17 protein-coding genes are annotated in these 19,360 nt (G+C 43.9%); all 17 read right to left on the bottom strand.

The genetic code is table 11. The features are described 5' to 3' along the window. Nucleotides 1-35: 35 nt before the first annotated feature. From KFO40_RS04760 to KFO40_RS04840, 17 genes are read right to left on the bottom strand one after another with little or no spacing between them, the layout of a single operon-like run. On the bottom strand, nucleotides 36-1,331 hold the full coding sequence (locus tag KFO40_RS04760) for a phenylacetate--CoA ligase family protein (protein ID WP_211146128.1): 1,296 nt from the start codon (nucleotides 1,329-1,331) through the stop codon (nucleotides 36-38). Continuing rightward, nucleotides 1,315-3,051, bottom strand: coding sequence for a C45 family autoproteolytic acyltransferase/hydolase (locus tag KFO40_RS04765; protein ID WP_211146129.1), 1,737 nt, complete (start codon nucleotides 3,049-3,051; stop codon nucleotides 1,315-1,317). Before KFO40_RS04765 ends, KFO40_RS04760 begins: the two co-directional genes overlap by 17 nt. Then, nucleotides 3,044-4,534 carry a phytoene desaturase family protein gene (locus KFO40_RS04770; protein WP_211146130.1) on the bottom strand — a complete coding sequence of 497 codons (1,491 nt, stop codon included), beginning with the start codon at nucleotides 4,532-4,534 and terminating at the stop codon, nucleotides 3,044-3,046. The genes KFO40_RS04765 and KFO40_RS04770 overlap by 8 nt, the downstream gene beginning before the upstream one ends. After that, entirely contained in the window at nucleotides 4,527-8,393 is a 3,867-nt protein-coding gene (locus KFO40_RS04775; RefSeq protein WP_211146131.1) for a 1-acyl-sn-glycerol-3-phosphate acyltransferase, read from the bottom strand. Before KFO40_RS04775 ends, KFO40_RS04770 begins: the two co-directional genes overlap by 8 nt. Further along, nucleotides 8,390-9,580: a DUF2062 domain-containing protein gene (locus KFO40_RS04780; protein ID WP_211146132.1), complete on the bottom strand. Its 1,191-nt coding sequence runs from the start codon at nucleotides 9,578-9,580 to the stop codon at nucleotides 8,390-8,392. Before KFO40_RS04780 ends, KFO40_RS04775 begins: the two co-directional genes overlap by 4 nt. Further along, complete coding sequence (locus KFO40_RS04785) at nucleotides 9,577-10,056, bottom strand: 3-hydroxylacyl-ACP dehydratase (RefSeq protein WP_134985036.1); 480 nt, start codon at nucleotides 10,054-10,056, stop codon at nucleotides 9,577-9,579. The genes KFO40_RS04780 and KFO40_RS04785 overlap by 4 nt, the downstream gene beginning before the upstream one ends. Nucleotides 10,057-10,059: 3 nt before the next feature. Then, nucleotides 10,060-10,620 (bottom strand): hypothetical protein, encoded by a 561-nt coding sequence (locus KFO40_RS04790; RefSeq protein WP_211146133.1) that lies wholly within the window; start codon nucleotides 10,618-10,620, stop codon nucleotides 10,060-10,062. Next, the gene (locus KFO40_RS04795; RefSeq protein ID WP_211146134.1) at nucleotides 10,595-11,230 is read right to left on the bottom strand and encodes an outer membrane lipoprotein carrier protein LolA; all 636 of its coding nucleotides are present in this window, start codon (nucleotides 11,228-11,230) and stop codon (nucleotides 10,595-10,597) included. The genes KFO40_RS04790 and KFO40_RS04795 overlap by 26 nt, the downstream gene beginning before the upstream one ends. A gap of 11 nt (nucleotides 11,231-11,241) precedes the next feature. Further along, nucleotides 11,242-11,922 carry a polysaccharide deacetylase family protein gene (locus KFO40_RS04800; protein WP_211146135.1) on the bottom strand — a complete coding sequence of 227 codons (681 nt, stop codon included), beginning with the start codon at nucleotides 11,920-11,922 and terminating at the stop codon, nucleotides 11,242-11,244. Further along, on the bottom strand, nucleotides 11,919-13,064 hold the full coding sequence (locus tag KFO40_RS04805; protein WP_211146136.1) for a beta-ketoacyl synthase chain length factor: 1,146 nt from the start codon (nucleotides 13,062-13,064) through the stop codon (nucleotides 11,919-11,921). The genes KFO40_RS04800 and KFO40_RS04805 overlap by 4 nt, the downstream gene beginning before the upstream one ends. Nucleotides 13,065-13,076: 12 nt before the next feature. Beyond that, nucleotides 13,077-14,384 carry a beta-ketoacyl-[acyl-carrier-protein] synthase family protein gene (locus tag KFO40_RS04810; protein WP_211146137.1) on the bottom strand — a complete coding sequence of 436 codons (1,308 nt, stop codon included), beginning with the start codon at nucleotides 14,382-14,384 and terminating at the stop codon, nucleotides 13,077-13,079. A 3-nt stretch (nucleotides 14,385-14,387) separates the two neighbouring features. Further along, nucleotides 14,388-14,669 carry a phosphopantetheine-binding protein gene (locus KFO40_RS04815; RefSeq protein ID WP_008020527.1) on the bottom strand — a complete coding sequence of 94 codons (282 nt, stop codon included), beginning with the start codon at nucleotides 14,667-14,669 and terminating at the stop codon, nucleotides 14,388-14,390. Then, nucleotides 14,662-16,512, bottom strand: coding sequence for a beta-ketoacyl-[acyl-carrier-protein] synthase family protein (locus KFO40_RS04820; protein ID WP_008020529.1), 1,851 nt, complete (start codon nucleotides 16,510-16,512; stop codon nucleotides 14,662-14,664). Before KFO40_RS04820 ends, KFO40_RS04815 begins: the two co-directional genes overlap by 8 nt. Beyond that, nucleotides 16,497-16,940, bottom strand: a complete 444-nt coding sequence (locus KFO40_RS04825) for an acyl-CoA thioesterase (RefSeq protein WP_008020530.1) — start codon at nucleotides 16,938-16,940, stop codon at nucleotides 16,497-16,499. The genes KFO40_RS04820 and KFO40_RS04825 overlap by 16 nt, the downstream gene beginning before the upstream one ends. Beyond that, nucleotides 16,937-17,371, bottom strand: a complete 435-nt coding sequence (locus KFO40_RS04830) for a hydroxymyristoyl-ACP dehydratase (RefSeq protein WP_008020533.1) — start codon at nucleotides 17,369-17,371, stop codon at nucleotides 16,937-16,939. Before KFO40_RS04830 ends, KFO40_RS04825 begins: the two co-directional genes overlap by 4 nt. Next, nucleotides 17,368-18,438 carry a methyltransferase gene (locus tag KFO40_RS04835; protein ID WP_008020535.1) on the bottom strand — a complete coding sequence of 357 codons (1,071 nt, stop codon included), beginning with the start codon at nucleotides 18,436-18,438 and terminating at the stop codon, nucleotides 17,368-17,370. The genes KFO40_RS04830 and KFO40_RS04835 overlap by 4 nt, the downstream gene beginning before the upstream one ends. Further along, the gene (locus KFO40_RS04840) at nucleotides 18,425-19,360 is read right to left on the bottom strand and encodes an acyltransferase (protein WP_008020537.1); all 936 of its coding nucleotides are present in this window, start codon (nucleotides 19,358-19,360) and stop codon (nucleotides 18,425-18,427) included. Before KFO40_RS04840 ends, KFO40_RS04835 begins: the two co-directional genes overlap by 14 nt.

Consider the following 19,360-nt stretch of genomic DNA (forward strand, 5'->3'; position numbering starts at 1 on the left):
TAGTTGGTTTACTAACTCCCAAAAGTAGAAAATAATTATCGTAAATCAATGAATTTTATCGTTTTTCGACTCATTGGAGGCATTTGAATTTTTGCGATGTATTCTGCCGACTCAAAATTAATGCTTGGAGCTACTCTTACTTTCGAACGGAACAGGTCTTTTATCTCCTTGGCAAAACCTTCGCTACGGTTTTCACTTCCGATACGGATCAGAATTTCATCCGTTCCCAATTCGTTGGTGTAGACTTCAATGATGTAATTCTTTACCGAAGGGATATTGTCTAGTATGTCGAACAGTGCGGGTGGATACAAAGTAGTCCCTTTGTATTTAATCATTTGCCCTTTTCGTCCGAGGATGGAACTAAGGCGAATCGTATTTCTTCCGCAGGCACAAGGTTCGGTATGATGGTAACAAATATCACCAGTCTTAAAGCGGAGCAACGGCATACCTTCTACTCCGAGCGTCGTGATCGTCACTTCGCCTGCTTCTCCCTCTGCGACAGGACGATTGTTGTCATCCAAAAACTCTACGATGATAAGCTCCGGTTGCAAATGCCCGCCATGGAATTCGCTACATTCGGTAAAAGACGACTGCATTTCGGTGGAAGCATAGGTGGAATATAGCTGTAAGGCAGGCCATTTGTCATGTATCTTCTGTCCGAGTGTATTTAACTGAAACTCCTGATTGCGCAAAGCCTCACCGATACAGATACATTTCTGCATCGAGCACGCATTATGGTCGATATGATTCTTCTCGGCAAACTCTATCAGTTTGATAAGGAAAGAAGGAACGACCATTCCACAAGTCGGATGAATCCGGCGAATCGTGTCCCATTGCAGTTCGGGGATGCCGTTACCTACACGGATCACTCCCATGCCGAGTTCGCGTGCTCCCATGTAATAGGCAAGTCCTGCCATGAAGCGGCGGTCGATGGTAGTCATGAGTTGCAGAATATCCTTTTTACTGCATCCGGTGGTGGTGAAAGACAGGTACTCGTTGTAAGATAAACGGTCCAGGTCCTCGGAAGTGAGAACGAAAGTCACCGGATCTCCCAGTGTGCCGGAAGTTGTTACATAGTCGATGATTTGCTCCTTGTCTACACAGATGAAGCCGTCGTTATGAAGTTGCAGGTCTGTCTTGGTGGTGACAGGTATTTGTTGCAAGTCTTCAATCTTCTTTATCTGATTGATATCAATGTGGTGTTCTTCGAACATTCGTTGGTAGAACTTGGAGTGTGCTTGCAGGTAGGTCAACGTTTGGGCTAACCGTTCTTCCTGATAGCATTTGATCTCTTCCGGTGAGCGGAACTGAATTTCAGGATTCTTTTCCATCTTTGGATTGTTTTTGAATTTTCTGTTGGATACGTTCTTTCTCTTGCAACTTGGGAATCGGTTTCTTTAATGCTTTTTGCCAGTACACGATGGCTTGTTGCGGTTGCTGCATAGCCTCGTAATAATCTCCCATTACTTCATATACATAATATAGAGAAGGATTGGAGGCTTCGTATGTTTTTAAAACATGATCTTCTATCTTCTCCTTTTTCCTGATCTTCTTCAATAGGAGCGGAGTCAGCTTCTTATAAGTAAGAAGATGCTGGAACTCCGGTGTTTCGGCGAATTCATCTGCCGAAATGGTCAGGTTGGAACTGTATATTTCGTGTTGCAAGTTAATCGTGTCGTTAAATATCTTGTTCAAGTCATAAGCTACATACTTTCCACATTGCCAGGGAGAGGTAGATACCCACATCAATCGTTTCTCCGGTTGGAAGATAACGGAATGATGAGCAATGAATTGATTGATAGCCATTTCGTTAGCCAGTCCCAAGTCCGCATCTTGCAAACCCTTGTGGTTGCGCAGGATAGAGGCGGCCTTGGAGGCGTCTATCGGCATATTTTCATTGATGAGTTCTTCCAGTCGTGCAAAACGGTATGGACTGTCCGAAGTACGGATATTTTCCATGTTTCGTTCATCTTTACTGAATTCCTCCGATTGGTAATGATTGGTGCAGATGAGCCGGTCGGCTTCTTTTCCTTTAAAGAGCACTGTCTTCTCCGGAGATTTCTCGATGATAGCGGCTTTGCCATCTTTGGCAGAACCTATCAAGATGGATTCGGAGACGAATGTCTTCCGTTTCTGTGCGATGGCAAAAGCCTCATCAATCGTTGACGCATATTGCAGGATTTCTCTGGTCAGAATGGAAATAGGGGTAGCAGAACCTGTTGGAACAGCGGACTTGGCGGCATTGATCGTGACGGTCAGCCCCGTTTCGTTCATGCCGGATAGTACGCCTATCATGCCAGGCCATCCTACGGATACGAACTTATAACCTTGATCCGGTGTATAAAAAGCCACTTGCTTATTTTCTGCGAAGGCATCTCCCACGTAGAAATCGAAATTGCGTCCGATGAGCAGGGACGAATCTGCACTTTGAGTTCCCCAAGTGGCAAACGAACTGCATCCTACTAACATATAATCTTGCATGGCATGTCCCAGGTCGTGTGCCGAATGGTAATTCAGCTGACGTTCGTAAGGAGTGCCGATAAAGTCGTATTCATGGGTGCATGATAGCGAGATTCCGTAGATCTCGTCGCGGTATTCTTCGAGAACGTTCTCACCCAAATGACGGTTGAATAAAACGATGAAGAACCGGAGGAACTTCAGATAACTGTCTGAAGGAACAATCTCACGAATCTGATCGACAAATACTTTCTCCTGATAATGAAGCAGATCAGAGGACAGTTTGCCGATGGCTTCTCCCCTTTGAAAGGCATCCCCTTTCACAAACAACTCCCACAATCCGCTTTCGCTGTGGCGCAGGAAGTTGCCGTCATAATATCGGAGATCGAGCGTATCGTTGTAGAGCACCTCTGCCGGAACCATGATGGTAGTATCTGCATGAGACACTTTTGTCATGATGATACCAGGTTCATGTTTCGGTGTCAGCATATCCGCTGAAAAGTAGAGATAACAGACTCCGGCTATCAATATCACAAGGAGCGACAACAGAACGCAGCTCGTGTACTTGAATATCTTTTTGATTGTTTTATGCATTTCCTACTTTTTTAGCCAGGTATTCTTGTCCCACAAATTCCGCACAAGTGAGCATGGAAGTCAGCGTTACCCCCAGTGCGCCATGCACGTTCAGGTTTTGACCCGTGAGAAAGAGATTACCCAACCGGCTTCGTGTAGACACAAAACCGATTTGCGGACATTTATAATCTTTGATAATTCCGTATGCTGAACCGTCCACCGTTCCGGTATAGTCGCGATAGCTCAACGGAGTGGTGGTGTGAATCTCTTCTATGTTGTCGGAGAAATCAATGCCATGGCTCCGGATAAAGTGAAGCAACTGTTCCGTCTTTTCCTTCTTGAAGGACCGGTAGCTTTCTCCCCGATGTTCGGGAGTAGTGTCTTTCCATGCAGAGAGTTCGTCCATATACATCGGTGTCAGAATCGAAATAACACTGGCGTATTGACTGTCTTCGGAAGAGGCTTGCATCGAAATCATGCAGTTGGTGGTCCGTCCCGGATAGAGCTGTTTGTCATACCACACTTTATGATCCCCATGCAGATAGAGGTTACGGTTTTGGTATGGAGTGCTCTTCTTTTTCATTACCAGATAAAGCGTGAAGATACCGTATGTGTTTTCGAGCGAGCGGATGCGGGAAATGTAGGCGTTCTTGATACTACGGTTTTTATCCAGTATCTCCAGGGTTCGTTGAGGATGCATGTTGGAAATCACAAAGTCGCTTTCCAATCGTTCTTCACCGTTGATGATGACTCCCTGTACTTTTTCGTTTTCAACAATGATGCGGGTGGCTTCGCTGTTGTTAAGTACTGTCCCTCCATTCGCTCGGATCACGTTAATCAATTCCAGGCTGACTTGCATACTGCCGTCCACAAAACGATAAGCTCCTTCGATGTAGGAATGGTTAATCATGGCATGTTGGTAGAAGGTGGAGACATCTTTCAAGCCTCCGTAGAGCAAGGCCGAGCCTGCCAGTACATTTTGTAAAGTGGGGTCCGGAGTAATATCCGCAATCAGTCCTGCGGCGGAGGTGCAGAAGTATTTCATTCCTTCCAGGGCAAGTGTGCCCTGTTTCAGATGGTCAACGCTAATCAAGTTACCAACAGTCTGAAGCTGTTCGGCATAACGTTTCAGGTTTTCTTTTTCGTGCGGGAAGGACCGGCAGATCGTTTCGATAAACTGCGGATACCCCATTGCATAATCGTATGTTTTTCCTTTATAGTAGATTGTATCGAAAGCCTCATCGTCCAAACGTTTCAGCTTTAGTTTGTCCATGATGCCGAAATAGCGGAAATACTGATTCATCACTTGACCTTCATCCAGACTTCCTACATAATGAATGCCTGTATCGAATAAGTGTCCTTTTCGCCGGTAGGTTTGAAAGCATCCGCCGAATTGCGCGTTTTTCTCTATGACGCATACATTGAATCCTTCTTTACTAAGAATCGCTCCACATTCCAGTCCGCCAAGGCCGCTTCCGATAATGATGATATCGTATTTACTCATGTTCGTTTGGTTTTCTGAATATATAAATAGTGTTTGAAGTATATTTGTCGTTAGGAATGATTTCTACATTCATTCCGCAAGTGACTGCTATTTTCCGCAGTTGGGTTTCTGTAGTGAAATGCAATTCTCCGGCAGTCCGGTTGAAATTGAAGATACGGGTGGATAGTAATTCCGTGAACCGGGTCAGCCTGTGTTTGGACGTATTTGCCGAGTTTCCGTCCCGTATGATAATCATTCCCTGCGAACGCAGCCGGTCAGCGCATTTCAACAGCAAAGTCCGTTGATGTTCATAGCTCATATAGTGAAGCATATCGTTCAGGATAAAAACATCGCTTTCCGGTAGCGGATATTCCAATGCGTTGCCGTGCCTGAACTGGAGATGTTCGTTGCGTAACCATCCGTGTTGTGCCAAAGCTATTTTATCCTCATCGTAATCAATTCCTAAAATATCCCGGTCTTCGGAAAGCATAGACAACATATAACAGAGCGGACCGAAGCCACAGCCGATGTCTGTAATTTGCCCTTGGACGGGAATCAGACGGTTGAACAGCCGGTAGTTTCTTTCCATCTTCACCTTGATACGGATATACCATTCAACGACCGGTCCTTTGTATATATAGTTTTGGATCAGAGCTTCGTAGAAAGCAGGATTGTCCGTCGTGTTCTTTTCCCGGCAGATACGGGCGTAACCTTCCTTCATATAGGCAGATATGCGTTTGGTGCGTTCCTGGTAGGTGGTTCCGAAAGAAAGGTCGTCTGCCGGTATACGGGGAAGTATTTCCGTGTAGATGATTCCTTTGCGGATATTGAAAGGCTGTGCCTTTGCAATGATTTTGTTGTTGCCGTAGAGGAGGATCGGAAGAATATCCAGTTGCAATGTTTCTGCCAGGTAGAAAGCTCCTTTGTGAAAACGCTTCATCTTTCCGTTGTAAGTGCGTGTACCTTCGGGGAAGATAGCGATGGAGTAGCCCTCTTTTACTTTTTTCCGCATCCGTTCCGTATATTGTTCGTAGCCTTCGCCTATGTAATAGAAATCGACATAGCGGATGATTGCTCCGAAGAAAGGAGAATGCCATACCCAATGGTTGGTTACCATCAGGATTTTAGACGAAAGAGACAGCAATACCAGAATATCGATGAACGACTGGTGGTTGGCGATAATAATTGCCGGATGCTGAAAACGTTCGTTAGCTTTGTTGATATGTTCTTTTTTAACGGCAGTGGCCAATAGTAGAATCCCTTTGCAGGTGATTTGTATCAGTCGGCATACCAAACGTTGTTTGCTGCTTTTCCGCACAGGCACCAAATAAAGGACAGCGATCAGTACACGAAGGAAGATACAACCGATAAAGAAAAGCAGGAAGAGCAATACGGTCCGTATCAGCCCGATAAGCGTATAAGGCGGCAATCCTTTGGAAGCGGGTCCTGCAATGAAGAACCGGAAAATGAGTGGCTGAATGGTATAGGCTACCAACACCACTGCTATCATGCCGAGAATGGAAATCAATGAAATGGATTGCAAAGCCGGATGCTTGGCAAAAACAAGTGCTCCCATGCCGACAACTGTGGTGAAAGCAGAGAAGAAGATGGCTGTTTTGTGAGAATTCAGTACCTTCTGACCTGTACGGTATTTGTTTTGTAGCCCGTCCATAATGAAGATACTGAAATCGTCTCCAATGCCAAAGATAAAGGTGGACAGGATAATGTTGATGATGTTGAACTCAATCCCCAAAATTCCCATCAATCCCAGAATGATTACCCAGCTGACCAGCATCGGGAGAAAACTCATCAAAGTAAGTTCGATACGTCCGTAGGAGAACCATAATGCGAAGAATATCAGGAAAGAAGAGATATACAGAATCAGGTAAAAGTCGTCATTGATGGCAGATACCCATTTGTTGGCAAAGTAGGAACGGTCGAAGATGACTACATCCTGGTCTTTGCTGAAGTGCTGATACACGGTTTCCTTATTCTGGTCGCTGATCCGTATCTGGCTGATAAGCATGGTGATGGAATCGGCAGAAGTTTGCCATTCGTTCAGTAGCTTGCCGGATAAATCGTCTTCTTGAGCGGTGTAGTGATATTCACCGAAAGGTTGGTTCAACCATTGATAAAAGGGCTCGAAGCTTCCCGGACGGAAACGATATTCAGCGGCAGCTGTTTCCAGCTGTTCACGGATTTGCTGTTGTTTTTCATCTGTCCAGTAGTCTTTCCATCTTTTCAGGCGTAGCTGTTGCTCTTGTGGAGAAATCAGAAACTGTGAGGCGGAAGCATAATCTTTAATCAGTCCCTGATCCTTCAGTGTCGATAACTTCTGATTGGTCACTGCATAAGTTTCGGTGGCCTGATTCATGTCTTTGCCTACGCTGACAAAAAGCACTGTCTTTTCGTCGCTGTCGAAGAGCTGCATTAATTTCTCTTCCGATTGTTTGAGGTGTTGAGGTTCATAGTTGAGGCTCATCATGTCGTTGTTGAAGCCGACCTTTTGTGAGGTATAGAAACAGATAACTGTAATGAGGAGAATACCGCCTACCAACCATTTATTCTTTTCGTAAGAATATGCGTTTATTTTCTCGATGATGCGTAATACGCGTCCCTGTTTGACGTCTGCCTGTCCTTTCAGGAAATGAGGCAGGTAAATGAGGCAAAAAAGAGTAGTACCCACCAATGCCAGGGAAGCGAACAACCCGAAGTCGCGTAACAGATCGGAACTGGTGAATATCAACCCCAAGAATGCGCCGATAGTGGTGAAACTACCTACTGTAAGCGGATAGGCTATCTCTTTAATCAGTTGTTGCACGGTGGAAACATGGTTCTGATGTGCCAACATGTGGATGGAATAGCTTAGCGCAATACCCATCACTGCCGAACCGGCTCCCACGGCAATGGCCGAGATGCTTCCTTTGATAAAGAAAATCAGAAACAGAGCGAACAATCCTCCGAAGAGTACCGGAGTAATAATCAATGGTATCGATCGCTTCCGTTTAAACACGAGTGAGATAAACACAATGATGATAAGCAGTGCCAGTGAGGAAGTCAAAATCGTATCTTTCTTGATCTGACGGGCGTTGTAGACTCCCACAGAGGGACCACCGAAATATTCAGCTCGAATGGCAGGAGATTCTCCCTGTATGTGTTGTAGTTCTTCTTCGAGTATTTTTATCAGTTCGTCATTCTTTCCGGTGCTGCCTGTACTGAATACCGGGGTAATGAACATAAGTAAGGTGGAACCGTCTTTGGAAAAGATATGTTCGTCATAAATCTCGTAGTTGGCTTCCAGTTGGAAGTCTTGCAAATGTTTCAGGGCTTCACTACCCAGTCCGAGCGGATCCCGGAGAATATAGCTTCTTAATGCGATTCCGGCAGGAGAGAGGAGATTGGTATAGTTCTTCTGCATGGTAGCTTGTATACCCTTCTCTGTCAATAGGGAATCGAATCGTTGATAATCCGTATCTGTCAGGAAAAGCGGGAGATGCTCGTAGACAAAGTCTGTGGCTCCTCCGATGAGGCTTTGGTCTACCTGTGCGAAAATTCCCTTAATCAGGGTTCCTCCGGCTTTTTCAGTCAGGGTTTGTTGCAGTTGTCCGGCAGCTTCTATCAGGGAATCAGGTTCTACCTGGTGACAGGTATCTGCCGAGGATAGCATAATGATAATCTTATCCTTGATTTTGAGATTGTCGAATACCTTGATTGTGTTTTGGGAGTCTTTGGTGTCGGGGAAAAATTGTGTGATGTTCTCTTCGAATCTTACTTGCAGGGCAAAGAACCCCATCAACAGGACACAACTGATGAGTGACAAATAGAACAGAATCTTGTGCCTCTCAAAATAATCATATAGTCCGATAAAAAACTGGGTCATATCTTTTTTTTCCTACACGCCGTGAGCAGAATGAACGCGATGGTTCCTGCCAGTATGCTGCATACGACTGCAAAGATAACACTTCCTATTAAATATTGCTCTATGACTGATTTTACATTTTCAAAAGAAAGTTCGTTTAAGTGCAGGTTTACAGGTTCTCCCAGTACTTTACAGCCGGTTACATAACTTCCGTACAGTAAAAATGGTATCATCGGAGGGATGCTGATGTTGGCTGCTACAATAGCTATGACTTTGTTTAATCGGAACAAATGCGCCAAAAACAACGTAATCAGCATTTGATATCCCCATGCCGGAACGATGCCCATAAATACGCCGAGCATGATGGCTGCCGTAATCCGCAGGTTAGATTCGGGGGAGTGGGTGATGTGGTTGGAGAAAAACTGCTTGCAATTCTTCCAGGTCAGTTTACGGAAAAAGTTTCGTGGTACGATCCAAAGGAAAGTGACGAGTACCAGTACCGTATTCAGAATACTGATACGGGTGAAATCACGGAACGGGCGGAAATGAGAAACCCGTTCTTCCTGTGGCGGATAATAAACGTGTACCGGAATGTTTTTAACGGGATTGCCTCCCCATGCTGCAAAAACAAGTGCTTCCAGTTCGAACTCATATTTGGCAGTGTAATACCACTTGTCCACATTCATTCGTTGGATAGGGTAGAGGCGGTAGCCGGATTGCGTATCTTGTAGTTTGATACCGGTTTCGAGGGTGAACCAAAAGTTGGAAAACTTATTAGCAAAGGTGTTCTTTCCCGGCATATTGTCCGAGGCTAGATTACGGGAGCCTACCAGTAACGTGTCCGGTTCCTTTTCTATGGCTTCAATCAATACGGGAATATCCGAAGCGAAATGCTGTCCGTCGGAATCAATGGTGATGGCATATCGGAATCCTTGCTTCTTTGCGAAAGATAGTCCATGTTTCAAAGCTACCCCTTTTCCTTGATTGACAGGGTGGGTGATGATGTGAAGATTAGCTTCCTGATTCAGTATTTCAGGTGTTTCATCCGTTGAACCGTCATTGACAACAAGGATTTCCGGTGCATAAAGACGTACACTTGTTATGACGTCTGCCAGTGTCTTGCCATTGTTGTAACTCGGGATGATGACGATGATCCCTAATTGTTTCAACTTTTCGTGCCAATAGGCTGTACTTGTTTGCTCCTTCATGCTTTTGGGGTAAGTGCAGCTTTTAGTTTAATGAAACATTCGTCTTTTATATTTTCCTCCTTTATAATGCTTCCTTTTCCTGTGTCCTCCTTTACAATTTCCTCTTTTGCAATATCCTCTTTCACAATGTTTTTATTTACAGTATTTCCCTTTATAGTACCTTCCGCCTGCAACTGGAACTTGCCTTCTTCTGTCTCTTTGAGAACCAATACGATTGCTATCCGAGGCGTTTCTATAGGATTGATAGCCGAAAGAAACTTGCAGGAAGATACTTGCGCTATTTGCAACTTTTGCTGACGAATATCTTCTACACATTCCTTGATAAGTTGCAATAAACAAACTCCGGGAACTACCGGATGTTCAGGAAAATGTCCCTGATAAACAGTGTGGGCAGGATTCAACTCTATCTGAATAGTCCAGGTGGTTGAATCCGATGACTCGGAGGAAAGGATAGTATAGAAGTTATCAAGTAGCATATATTAAATTTCTTTAGATAGTTTATCCAAACGGATCGTTAACCGTATCCACGGATGTTTGATTTTTATTTGTGCCGGATCACCCGGAGTATCGCCGGTGATGTAGACCACTGATTTTCCAAAGCCTTTTCCACTGGTTCTTTTTTGGGTAGCATTGTCTTTGGTGGCTTTCACACGGACGTCTTTTCCATTTAAGAACAAACGTCTGAAATCCATCTCTAACAGTTTCAGTACCTTTTCTTTTTTCATGGGTTCAATGCAGCTGTTGACATTAAATTGATCGTCGCGAAGAGAAAAATCGAAAAGGCTTAAGCCGAAGTAGGTAGACGCCACGATCCGGATTTCGTTATCAGGCATACGGCGTACTATCAGCATACCACTCATGTGATGTTTCATGAAATCCAGTTGGATATTGTATTTTTGTGATCCTTCCCCTTGCGTCAGTTCGATAATAGGAGGCATAGTGCTGCCTTCCCCGCTTATTCGTGGAGAGCAGGACGTTTGAACCTGTATTCCTAAGAATAACAGAACCGTCAGGCTAACGAATCGCAAACTTCGTTTCATTCTTCAGAGAGTTGAACTTTTTATTATAGAATTCGTATTCTGTGTAGTTTGTAGCTGTTTCGGACAGACGGAGTTTGTGTACCGACATATCTTTCTTGTCCAAATAAATTTCGATACCGGCAATATAGGCTTGTACTGCTTTGTTAGTCGGCTTTATTTTAACCAAATAATATCGTGCGTCTTCAAAATATTCTAGCTGGTAGTTGGATGACATCTTAGACAGGTCGCCTATCATACACGCAGTTAGCATATCCTGCATCTGTGCCATCATTTTGTTCGAACTTAGGTTCATAATACTTTTCTTGCCATCCGATACGATTTTGAGCTTACTGCCGTTTATCACGATGAGATAATCCATCGGGCGGAAGTATTCCATACAGATTTTATTGCTTTTTTGGTAGTAGAACTTCCCTTTGGAAGTAACCTTTTCGTCGAATACATCGAGATATTTCACTTGGGTAAAATCGCTTTCGATGGACTCCACGGTTTGTGCCTCCTTTGCCAGGCGGTTTTTAAACTCGGTCTTTTGCACCATCTTTTTCATGCTCTGCGCATGGACGGTGGCGATAGATAAGAAGAAAAGCGATAAGTATAGTAATAAAGTTCTCATACATTTTTATTTTATGCCAATAGTTTATCCGGACGGACAACGGTATATCCTTGTTCTTTTAGCAAATCTAGTATTTGTTTCACTAACTGGTCGCTGCCTGGCATCCGGTCGTGCAACAGAATGATGGCTCCCGGTTCAAGACGTTTCCGAATCCTGGCAAGTATTTTGTCCGGAGCTGACTGTTGCGTATCCAATGTACGGATGCTCCATCCGATCGAGGTGTATCCTAACTGTCGGACAGCTTTCGCAATCGTAGGATTAGTGACACCGAATGGCGGACGAAACAAAGTAATCGGCTGCGAAGTTACTCGTTCTAGTTCACACTGACAAGTTTGCAGGTCTTTTTTCATTTTAGAGAGTCCATATAACGGAAATAAACCGGAATGACTATATGAATGATTTCCAATTAGATGCCCTTCTGTTACTATACTTTTCAACAAGGCTTCATTTCCTTTTATCTTGTGTCCGATACAGAAAAAACAGGCAGTTGTCTGATATTCTTTTAGTACCTCCAATACTTTGGGCGTTTGAATGGGATCGGGACCATCGTCAAAAGTCAGGGCGACAACCTTCTCCGTAGTACGTTTTTTGCAAAACGACCGTAGATAAATTCCCGACTGAATGCTATAGGAAGCATAAACGAGAAAGGACAGTATCAAGAGCAAACATAAAAGGAGGCAAACAATCATCATACGCTTTTCCGAATTAGAATCAATGAGTGATTGATGGAGTGGTGATGATTATAAATCAATATATTGGTAGGGGTAGTGCAGTTTATTGATGTCTTTACTACTTTCCATACGGCATACGATGAGGCGGTAGGATATTCTCCACATTCGTCCTTAAAACTAAGATGAATACTTTCCGGGAAAAGGTTGGTTTCAAGCTCTTCATAGATAGAGTCGCTTTTATTCATCATAATCTCCTTAGTTATCATATCTTTTTCATTTATGATACTCTCCCCGTTTATAATACTTCTCTGATTCGTACTCTTCCCTTCATTCATGGTACTCTTCTTATAACCAGTGATTTGCTCGTGGTAATCACCTTGAAGGGATTGTTTTTTGTTCTTTCCGGTAACTAACCATTGAATATCCTGACACTCTAATCCGTTTCGTTGTAAAAAACGAATAATTCGGGAACTGATTTCTTCTGTCGTATGTTGTCCCGTGAAAGTTTCAAGTCCTCGTATTTCTGCTAACGGATGCTCTCCGGCTTCCCGGCTTAATAGGAAGAATTGAGCACCTTCTCCGGCTTCTATTCCTTTCAGCAGTCCCAAGCGTTGCTGAATGATGTAACTGGTTTCTGTCATTTCGTCCATGGCTCCCACCAGTATATTCTCGCTTCCTTCTTCTATTTTCATCATGGCATCCAGCAAAGCGCTTTCAAAACTTAGTCCCCGGTGAACATAAGTCATGTTATAGGTGTGTATTTGATGAATTAAAGCTATTTGTGCACCAATTGTATTGAATGTCGACTGAATAAAAGGAGTAGGATTCAGCATCCGCTCTTCATTATCTAACAGGTTGTTCAGAAACTTTTCCGTATCAACCAGGCAGCCCAACCCTGTGGCTGTGATAATTCCCCCTATCTTCTCGGGAGATAGTTCGCCCATACATTCCAATCCGCAAGCTACTCCCATTTTGACAATACGGCTCATGCGCCTGCGCAAAGTTGCATTGGCAATAATATCCTTATAATCGGGTTCACAAGCCTGAAGAAAAGGACGGTTTGCTGAAACATCGGGCGAATCATTTACTTTCGGATTATTTCCTTGTGAATGATTTCCTTGTGGATGGATAGAAGCGATGCGTTGAATATAAACTGGCTGCATAGGCTCAAAAACTTAAAGGTTCGTTCGTTTTGGAAAATTCGTTGCGGAAAAGAGGAGCGACGAGTCGTTTCCCCCAAAGCCGAAAGAATTGGATAATACATGGCGGATCGGCAATCCTTCCTGGAAAGACGTTTCCGGTATCAATCCTGTTTCTGATTTTACTCCTGTTTCTGACATCAGCTCTGTTTCCGGCATAGCCTCCGTGAAATTCAGATTCGGATAAATCATGCCTTTATCTATGGAAAGAACGGAATAAACAGCTTCAATTCCTTCGGAAGCTCCTAAGGTGTGTCCGATAAAAGCTTTTACCGAACTAAACGGTGGAACATGTTCTCCGAAGATTCTTCGCAATGCCATACCTTCCGATGCGTCATTACCGGGAGTACCTGTCCCATGTACGTTGATATAATCAATATCTTCAGGAGAAATGCCACTGGAAGCGATGGCTTCACTCATTGATAGAAAGGCGCCATCTCCTTCGGGAGAACTTCCTGTTTGATGATAAGCTTCATTTGTATTAGCATAACCGCTTAGTTCACAGTAAGGAACTCTTTGGAGTGAACTTTCTGATTGAAGCACTAAATAACCCGCGCCTTCTCCCAAATTTAATCCGGTACGCGAACGGTCAAAAGGACGACAATGTATTTTGTCCAAAATCATGAGAGAGTTGAACCCATTGAGCGTAAATCGGCAAAGTGCATCCGTACCTCCGACGATAACAGCATCCAGTTGCCCATGTTTAATCAGTCTCGCTCCCAACATAATAGCATTGGCTGCCGATGAACAGGCTGTACTGATGGTGGTTATAAAATCATTGATACCTAAATACGAAGCTATTAATTCTGTGCTGGCTCCGCAGTCGTGTGAAATCACTTCCCGCAATCGTCCCTGTTTCGGGTTTTTCTTGAAAGATTCATAGAAACGCTCGCTTAAATCCATACCGCCGACAGAAGTGGCGGAAATAAAACCAATACGTAACGGTTGCTGGTCTTTTTGCGAGGTTACTGACTGATTCGGTAATTGATTTTTTGGCTGATTGGATGATATACGCAAGTTTAGTCCTGCATCTTCCATCGCTTCTTTGGCGGCTATCATGCCTAGCAATGCTGTGCGTGATACTGTACGCTGCGGAGGTAAAGATAATAGTTGTTTAAGTTCTTCATTGCTACGTTTCACTTCAGATACGGGTACATCGAGAGCAGTCGGGAAAAGAGTTACTTTTCCGATACCATGCTTCCCTTGTTGTAGTGCCTCTATATTTTCGGAAACTCCGATGCCGATGCCCGAAACAACTCCCAATCCGGTGACGTAAATCTTCATAAGTTAAGCTTTCCGATTAGCAATGATGTAGTCAGTCAGTGTACATACCGAGTAGAAGATTTGTTTTCCTTCACTGGGATTCTCTATTTTAATACCATATTCGCGTTCCAAAATCAGGATGATTTCGAGTGCGTCAATGGAGTCAAGGCCAAGACCTTCGTCGCCAAACAGAGGGGCTTCATCGTCAATATCTTCCGGAGTGATTTCTTCAAGGTTCAATTCTTCGATTAGTTTACCTTTCACTTCGTCCATCAGTTCTCTTTTGGTTTGATCTAAATTATTCATAAATCGTTGATATATTATTAAGTTGTTTAAATTCTGCTTGGTAATGTCCGTCCAGTAGTTCGCACCAGCCTATGATGCATGTGCGTAACTTACCTTTCGCCATCACAATTCTTGCGTAATCCTCTAAGGAAGCAGTGTCGGATTGTTGACAAACAAAGAATGTATTCTCTCCCTGAATTTTGTGTCGTATACAGATTTCTCCCAATACTACATTGGGGAGAGTGTAGACAAATACGGCAGGACTGGCGGCTTTATCTCCTTCTTTATTGATGATAGCTTGATGTCTGCAGTCCGTATCCAAAGAGGCGGAAGCATTGGCAAGAATGATTCCGATTTCTTCCGGTCGGTAGTTGGTGTCTTTCAATAAATATCCGGCAGCTACATATCCCAGCTTACAAAGGTTATCCATCTTGTAGAACTTCATATTGTTTTCTCCCAGATACTTGTATGCTTCCCGGATAAACGGCGCAAAGTCAGTCTCCGAAGAATTGAATATAGCTGTTCCTTGGTTTTCTACCACTCCCGGTTTGATCGTGACTATATTGGCTGATTCCACGACAGCTTTGCAAAATGTCGGAGAATCGGTTTTCTGTTTCAAATGAGTGTTGGGGAGGGATAATACCAGTGCTGCATTACAGCCTCCAAAACCGGAAGTGGTTTTAATACAGCATTTCATCGGCATCGGCTGATGAGTACCATAAACGGTGATAGGCATGGGAACACCCAGTGTCTCATATCCTAAAGTTCCGTAGTATATTCCTTCTTTTAGTTGCTCTATGCAAAGTATGGTTTCGATAATGCCTGAAGCTCCTAATGTATGCCCGAAATAAGGCTTAAGACTATTCACCGGAACTGTAGACAATCCTGCCAAATGTATGGCTTTGGATTCCATTTCGTCATTATAAACCGTAGCTGTTCCGTGTGCATTGATAAAGCTGATATCTTCGGGAAGTGTTCCGGCTTCTTCCATTGCCTGATTGATAGCCAGCGCCAGTCCGTCTCCTGTCCGGGAAGGACCGGATATATGGTTGGCATCATTGCTGATCGCTCCTCCGGATAGAATAATATGATTTGCGTTTCCTTGAGTTTCTAAAAGCACAGCTCCACAGGCTTCGCCTAGACTTAATCCGTCCCGTTGTATATCGTATGGTCGGCATCGGTGTGCGCTGACTGACCGGAAAGACAGGAAACCGCTGGTAATAAAATGAGAAAGAATATCCCCGCCAGCGACAATCACCCGTTTGTAACGCCCTGATTCTATCCATCTCTTGGCAACAACCAGTGCCGAGACTCCAGATATACAGGCGTTGGAGATAACTTCTACCTGATTGGTTGTCTCAAAAAAATGCCCGATTCGTTCTGCCATTTTCCAAAGAAAAGTCGGACTATCGGCTGATAATTCTTGTAAAAAGGAAGGATTATCAATTGTTGATTGTACAGAACCGCTTGGCTTGTCCGAATTAGTTCTTTTTTCTTGATCGCTCAATAAATCAATATTTCCCTTCGTAGTAGAGAGCAACAAAGCACAGTCCGATTCTTGCAGATTCACTCCCGATTGGGAAATCACTTCCTGAATAGTCAATATAAACAGTTGCTCCAACCGGGTATAAGAGGAAATATCCAGCTCCTTTGCCCGCTTTTCTAATTGTTCTTTAGCTCTCTTTTCCAACTCGACAGAATCAATCATCCCTGCCAGAATCGGACTGTCAGAAATCCGTCCGGCTTCCTGCATACGAATCCCGCTTCGATAGTCATGGATTGCTTTTTTGTTTTCCGAAATACCGAAACCTAACGAACTAATCAGCGTATGGGCTGTGATGTATATATTTAAAGGATATTCCATTTCTTTTTCCATTCCAGATAAAACGGAGGATTGATAAGCTCCAGTTCTTTATTCAGGTTCAGGAACACTTGTATGGTGCTTCCGGTGGCCACTACACTTTGGTCGGTAGCCCGGTAGATAACGTATTCGAATTTTATCTTGGCTGCCTCACAGGCAATATAGCGTGTTTCGATAATCGCTTCTTCACCAAAGGACAATGATTGCTTGAACTGGCAGGTTAAATCTACGATGGGAACCATGTAGCCTTCCCGGTAAATGCTCATATAATCCAAACCATACTGTTTGCCGAAAGCTTCCCGCCCATCTTCAAAGTAGCGCACGTACTCGCCATGCCATACAATCTGCATGGAGTCTATTTCGCTGAACCGTACTCTGAAAGTAGTCCGGTTAGTCAAAGCTGCAATCTGTTGATTTGTTTTCCGTTTCATTCTTTTTTGATAAATATTTTCATCTTACATTCAGCAATCAGCTCTTCTTCCGCTTTCACTTGTGCCGAAATTAGCGTAATATCGAATACCTCTTGTACGACGGTAATCTCTGTAAATAATTTCATTCCGGCTTCCGGCAAGTTGTAGATTTTAAGTTTGTCTACCGAACCGATAAAACCTAACGGAACTTTTTCACCCTGCCGGGTATAAATAAACCCGATACGTGCAGCCGCTGATTGTGCGATATGCTCGATAATTCCCGGCTCTTGCAGTCTGCCTGCCTCACAAAATAAATTGTCGGTAGTGACAGTCAGTCCGGAATATGAACGGTTTTCTTCAAATCCGAAGAAACTGTCCACCATAACGATTGGCGGACGCTGTGGAATCAGGTTGAGTATTCCTTCTCCTTGTATGACGGCTTCTCTGTTCATTTCAATCTGCATTGTACGATGCTGTGTCCCATTCCTAAATGGTCATGTATCTCTTCGATTTCCAATCCTGCTGCTTCGATGCATCGTTGCATATCATCCGAATGATACATCTTGCTGTTTCCGTTTGCCATCGCTGTAAAATAGAGACTGATTTGTGTCAGGCAATAAGCGGCTGTATCAAATTTCTGCCGGTTCCAGAAAGTCTCCATAATATACAGGCGGCTCTCCCGGCTCATGGAACGGGCTGCACGGGTCAATATGCTGGTAACTTCTTCTTCCGAGAAACAATCGAGGAACTGGCTCATCCAAATAGCATCGAACCCTGTCGGGAAAGGCACTTCCGGATCAAGCAGATTGGCACCATGACCGTGGATACGTGTAGCTCCGGGCAGCTCTTTGGTTTGTTGACGCATCATCTCCAATTGTTGCGGAAGGTCCATGATGGTTACTTCCACTGTGTCGTCGTAGCTTACGCATTTGGTCGCCCAACGGCCGGTATTGCCTCCCACATCCAATAAAGTCTTGGGATGACGGGCGAAGACAATTGCCAGTGCTTCATCGAACGAACAATCCGAGTAATAATGATCGAAACCGAACCAGCTCTTTTGTACCTGTGAAGGCAGACTTGACAACCCTTCATAGATAGTACTCCATTCACCGAATACTTTCAGTCCTTCAGGACGTCCGTTGGTGATGGCTTCTTCCAGATGAAACATTCCCTGATAGTTGACATCATGGTTGAAATCCATATTGACACGTACCATTTTGTCATTGAGCAGAAACCAGCCGGCTTTCGCAAGGCAGTATCGCCCTTCACGCAACAATACGGTGCCAATAGTCAATGATGCCTCCAACAATACTTGTGCGCCATAAGAGGACAGCCCACAAGCTTTGCTGATTTCTTCTTGCGTCATACCTTTGCGCTCGTCGGCCAATAACTGGAAAATACCGAATTTAAGCATAAGGCGTGATACCTGAAAAACAATAGGCCCAAAAGCTATTTCTTGTGCCAGGCGTTGTGCCTCTACCGCTGTCAACGGCTCCTTGTCATATTTATTCTGTTGCATCTTTTTGTTTCTCTTTTAAATCCGGTGACTGCTTTCCGGCAGGTTCCCAGAATGGATAATAATTGAACCATTGTTCCGGATAGCGTTTTAGTATCTGTTCCAAAGCAACAGTATATTGTTCGAGCAGAGCCATCTCCGCTTTCTTTTCTTTTGTTCGTACTACCGGTTCCGCTATTATAAAATGAAAACGGTAAGTTCTTCCCGGTTCCCTCATAGCAAAGTAGAATACCACCGGAACTTTCATTCGCGAAGCCAGCAGAAAAGGACCGGCAGGGAAAGGAGCTTTCTGTCCCAGTAAAATTCCTGGCAGAAGTTTCTCTTTGTTCAGATAACGGTCGCCCTGGAAACATACATATTCTTTTTGGTTGATCGCCTCGGTTATGCGGAAAACGTGTGTCAAGTTGTCTTCATTGACAGGGATAATCTTAAACTCCTTGTCCTGACCGTTTTTCTCCAGGATCTCTTTGATTCTACGATGTTCGGCATCGTACATCACGATATTGATTTTCTTTCCGTAATCATCAAAGAAAGGAACGCCTATTTCCCAGTTTCCCACATGGGCGCCAATCATAATCACTCCCTGTTCACTGTTCAGCAGTTGCAGAAACTCCGGATACCGCTCGAATTTGAACTGATATTGATTTACTTTTCCATTACCGATGGCTACCTTGTCAATCAGGATTTGTCCTAATCGGTAATAGTTGAGTAGTAACATCTTCAAAGAACGTATCCTATTGTATTTCAGAATGTGACGGGCATAAAACCAGGTGCTTTTGGTTGCTTTCGGAGCAAACGGTATGAAGTAGAGCACTACCAGGCTTAGAAAAAGATAAGCGGCAGTGATGCCCAGATACTTAATCAGGTAAATAAAGAATAAGTATCCGAACGTTCCTCCCCGGGTTTTGCCTTTCCACGTCGACAT

It is taken from the genome of Bacteroides sp. 1001302B_160321_D4, assembly GCF_015667765.1.
Classification (GTDB): domain Bacteria; phylum Bacteroidota; class Bacteroidia; order Bacteroidales; family Bacteroidaceae; genus Bacteroides; species Bacteroides xylanisolvens.

Coding starts and splice junctions, on each gene's coding strand:
- KFO40_RS04770 (WP_211146130.1), bottom strand. CDS start 4,534: ATGAGTAAATACGATATCATCATTATCGGAAGCGGCCTTGGCGGACTG.
- KFO40_RS04840 (WP_008020537.1), bottom strand. CDS start 19,360: ATGTCGACGTGGAAAGGCAAAACCCGGGGAGGAACGTTCGGATACTTA.
- KFO40_RS04820 (WP_008020529.1), bottom strand. CDS start 16,512: ATGGAATATCCTTTAAATATATACATCACAGCCCATACGCTGATTAGT.
- KFO40_RS04780 (WP_211146132.1), bottom strand. CDS start 9,580: ATGAAGGAGCAAACAAGTACAGCCTATTGGCACGAAAAGTTGAAACAA.
- KFO40_RS04800 (WP_211146135.1), bottom strand. CDS start 11,922: ATGATGATTGTTTGCCTCCTTTTATGTTTGCTCTTGATACTGTCCTTT.
- KFO40_RS04815 (WP_008020527.1), bottom strand. CDS start 14,669: ATGAATAATTTAGATCAAACCAAAAGAGAACTGATGGACGAAGTGAAA.
- KFO40_RS04790 (WP_211146133.1), bottom strand. CDS start 10,620: ATGAAACGAAGTTTGCGATTCGTTAGCCTGACGGTTCTGTTATTCTTA.
- KFO40_RS04760 (WP_211146128.1), bottom strand. CDS start 1,331: ATGGAAAAGAATCCTGAAATTCAGTTCCGCTCACCGGAAGAGATCAAA.
- KFO40_RS04830 (WP_008020533.1), bottom strand. CDS start 17,371: ATGAACAGAGAAGCCGTCATACAAGGAGAAGGAATACTCAACCTGATT.
- KFO40_RS04835 (WP_008020535.1), bottom strand. CDS start 18,438: ATGCAACAGAATAAATATGACAAGGAGCCGTTGACAGCGGTAGAGGCA.
- KFO40_RS04765 (WP_211146129.1), bottom strand. CDS start 3,051: ATGCATAAAACAATCAAAAAGATATTCAAGTACACGAGCTGCGTTCTG.
- KFO40_RS04810 (WP_211146137.1), bottom strand. CDS start 14,384: ATGAAGATTTACGTCACCGGATTGGGAGTTGTTTCGGGCATCGGCATC.
- KFO40_RS04795 (WP_211146134.1), bottom strand. CDS start 11,230: ATGAGAACTTTATTACTATACTTATCGCTTTTCTTCTTATCTATCGCC.
- KFO40_RS04825 (WP_008020530.1), bottom strand. CDS start 16,940: ATGAAACGGAAAACAAATCAACAGATTGCAGCTTTGACTAACCGGACT.
- KFO40_RS04775 (WP_211146131.1), bottom strand. CDS start 8,393: ATGACCCAGTTTTTTATCGGACTATATGATTATTTTGAGAGGCACAAG.
- KFO40_RS04805 (WP_211146136.1), bottom strand. CDS start 13,064: ATGCAGCCAGTTTATATTCAACGCATCGCTTCTATCCATCCACAAGGA.
- KFO40_RS04785 (WP_134985036.1), bottom strand. CDS start 10,056: ATGCTACTTGATAACTTCTATACTATCCTTTCCTCCGAGTCATCGGAT.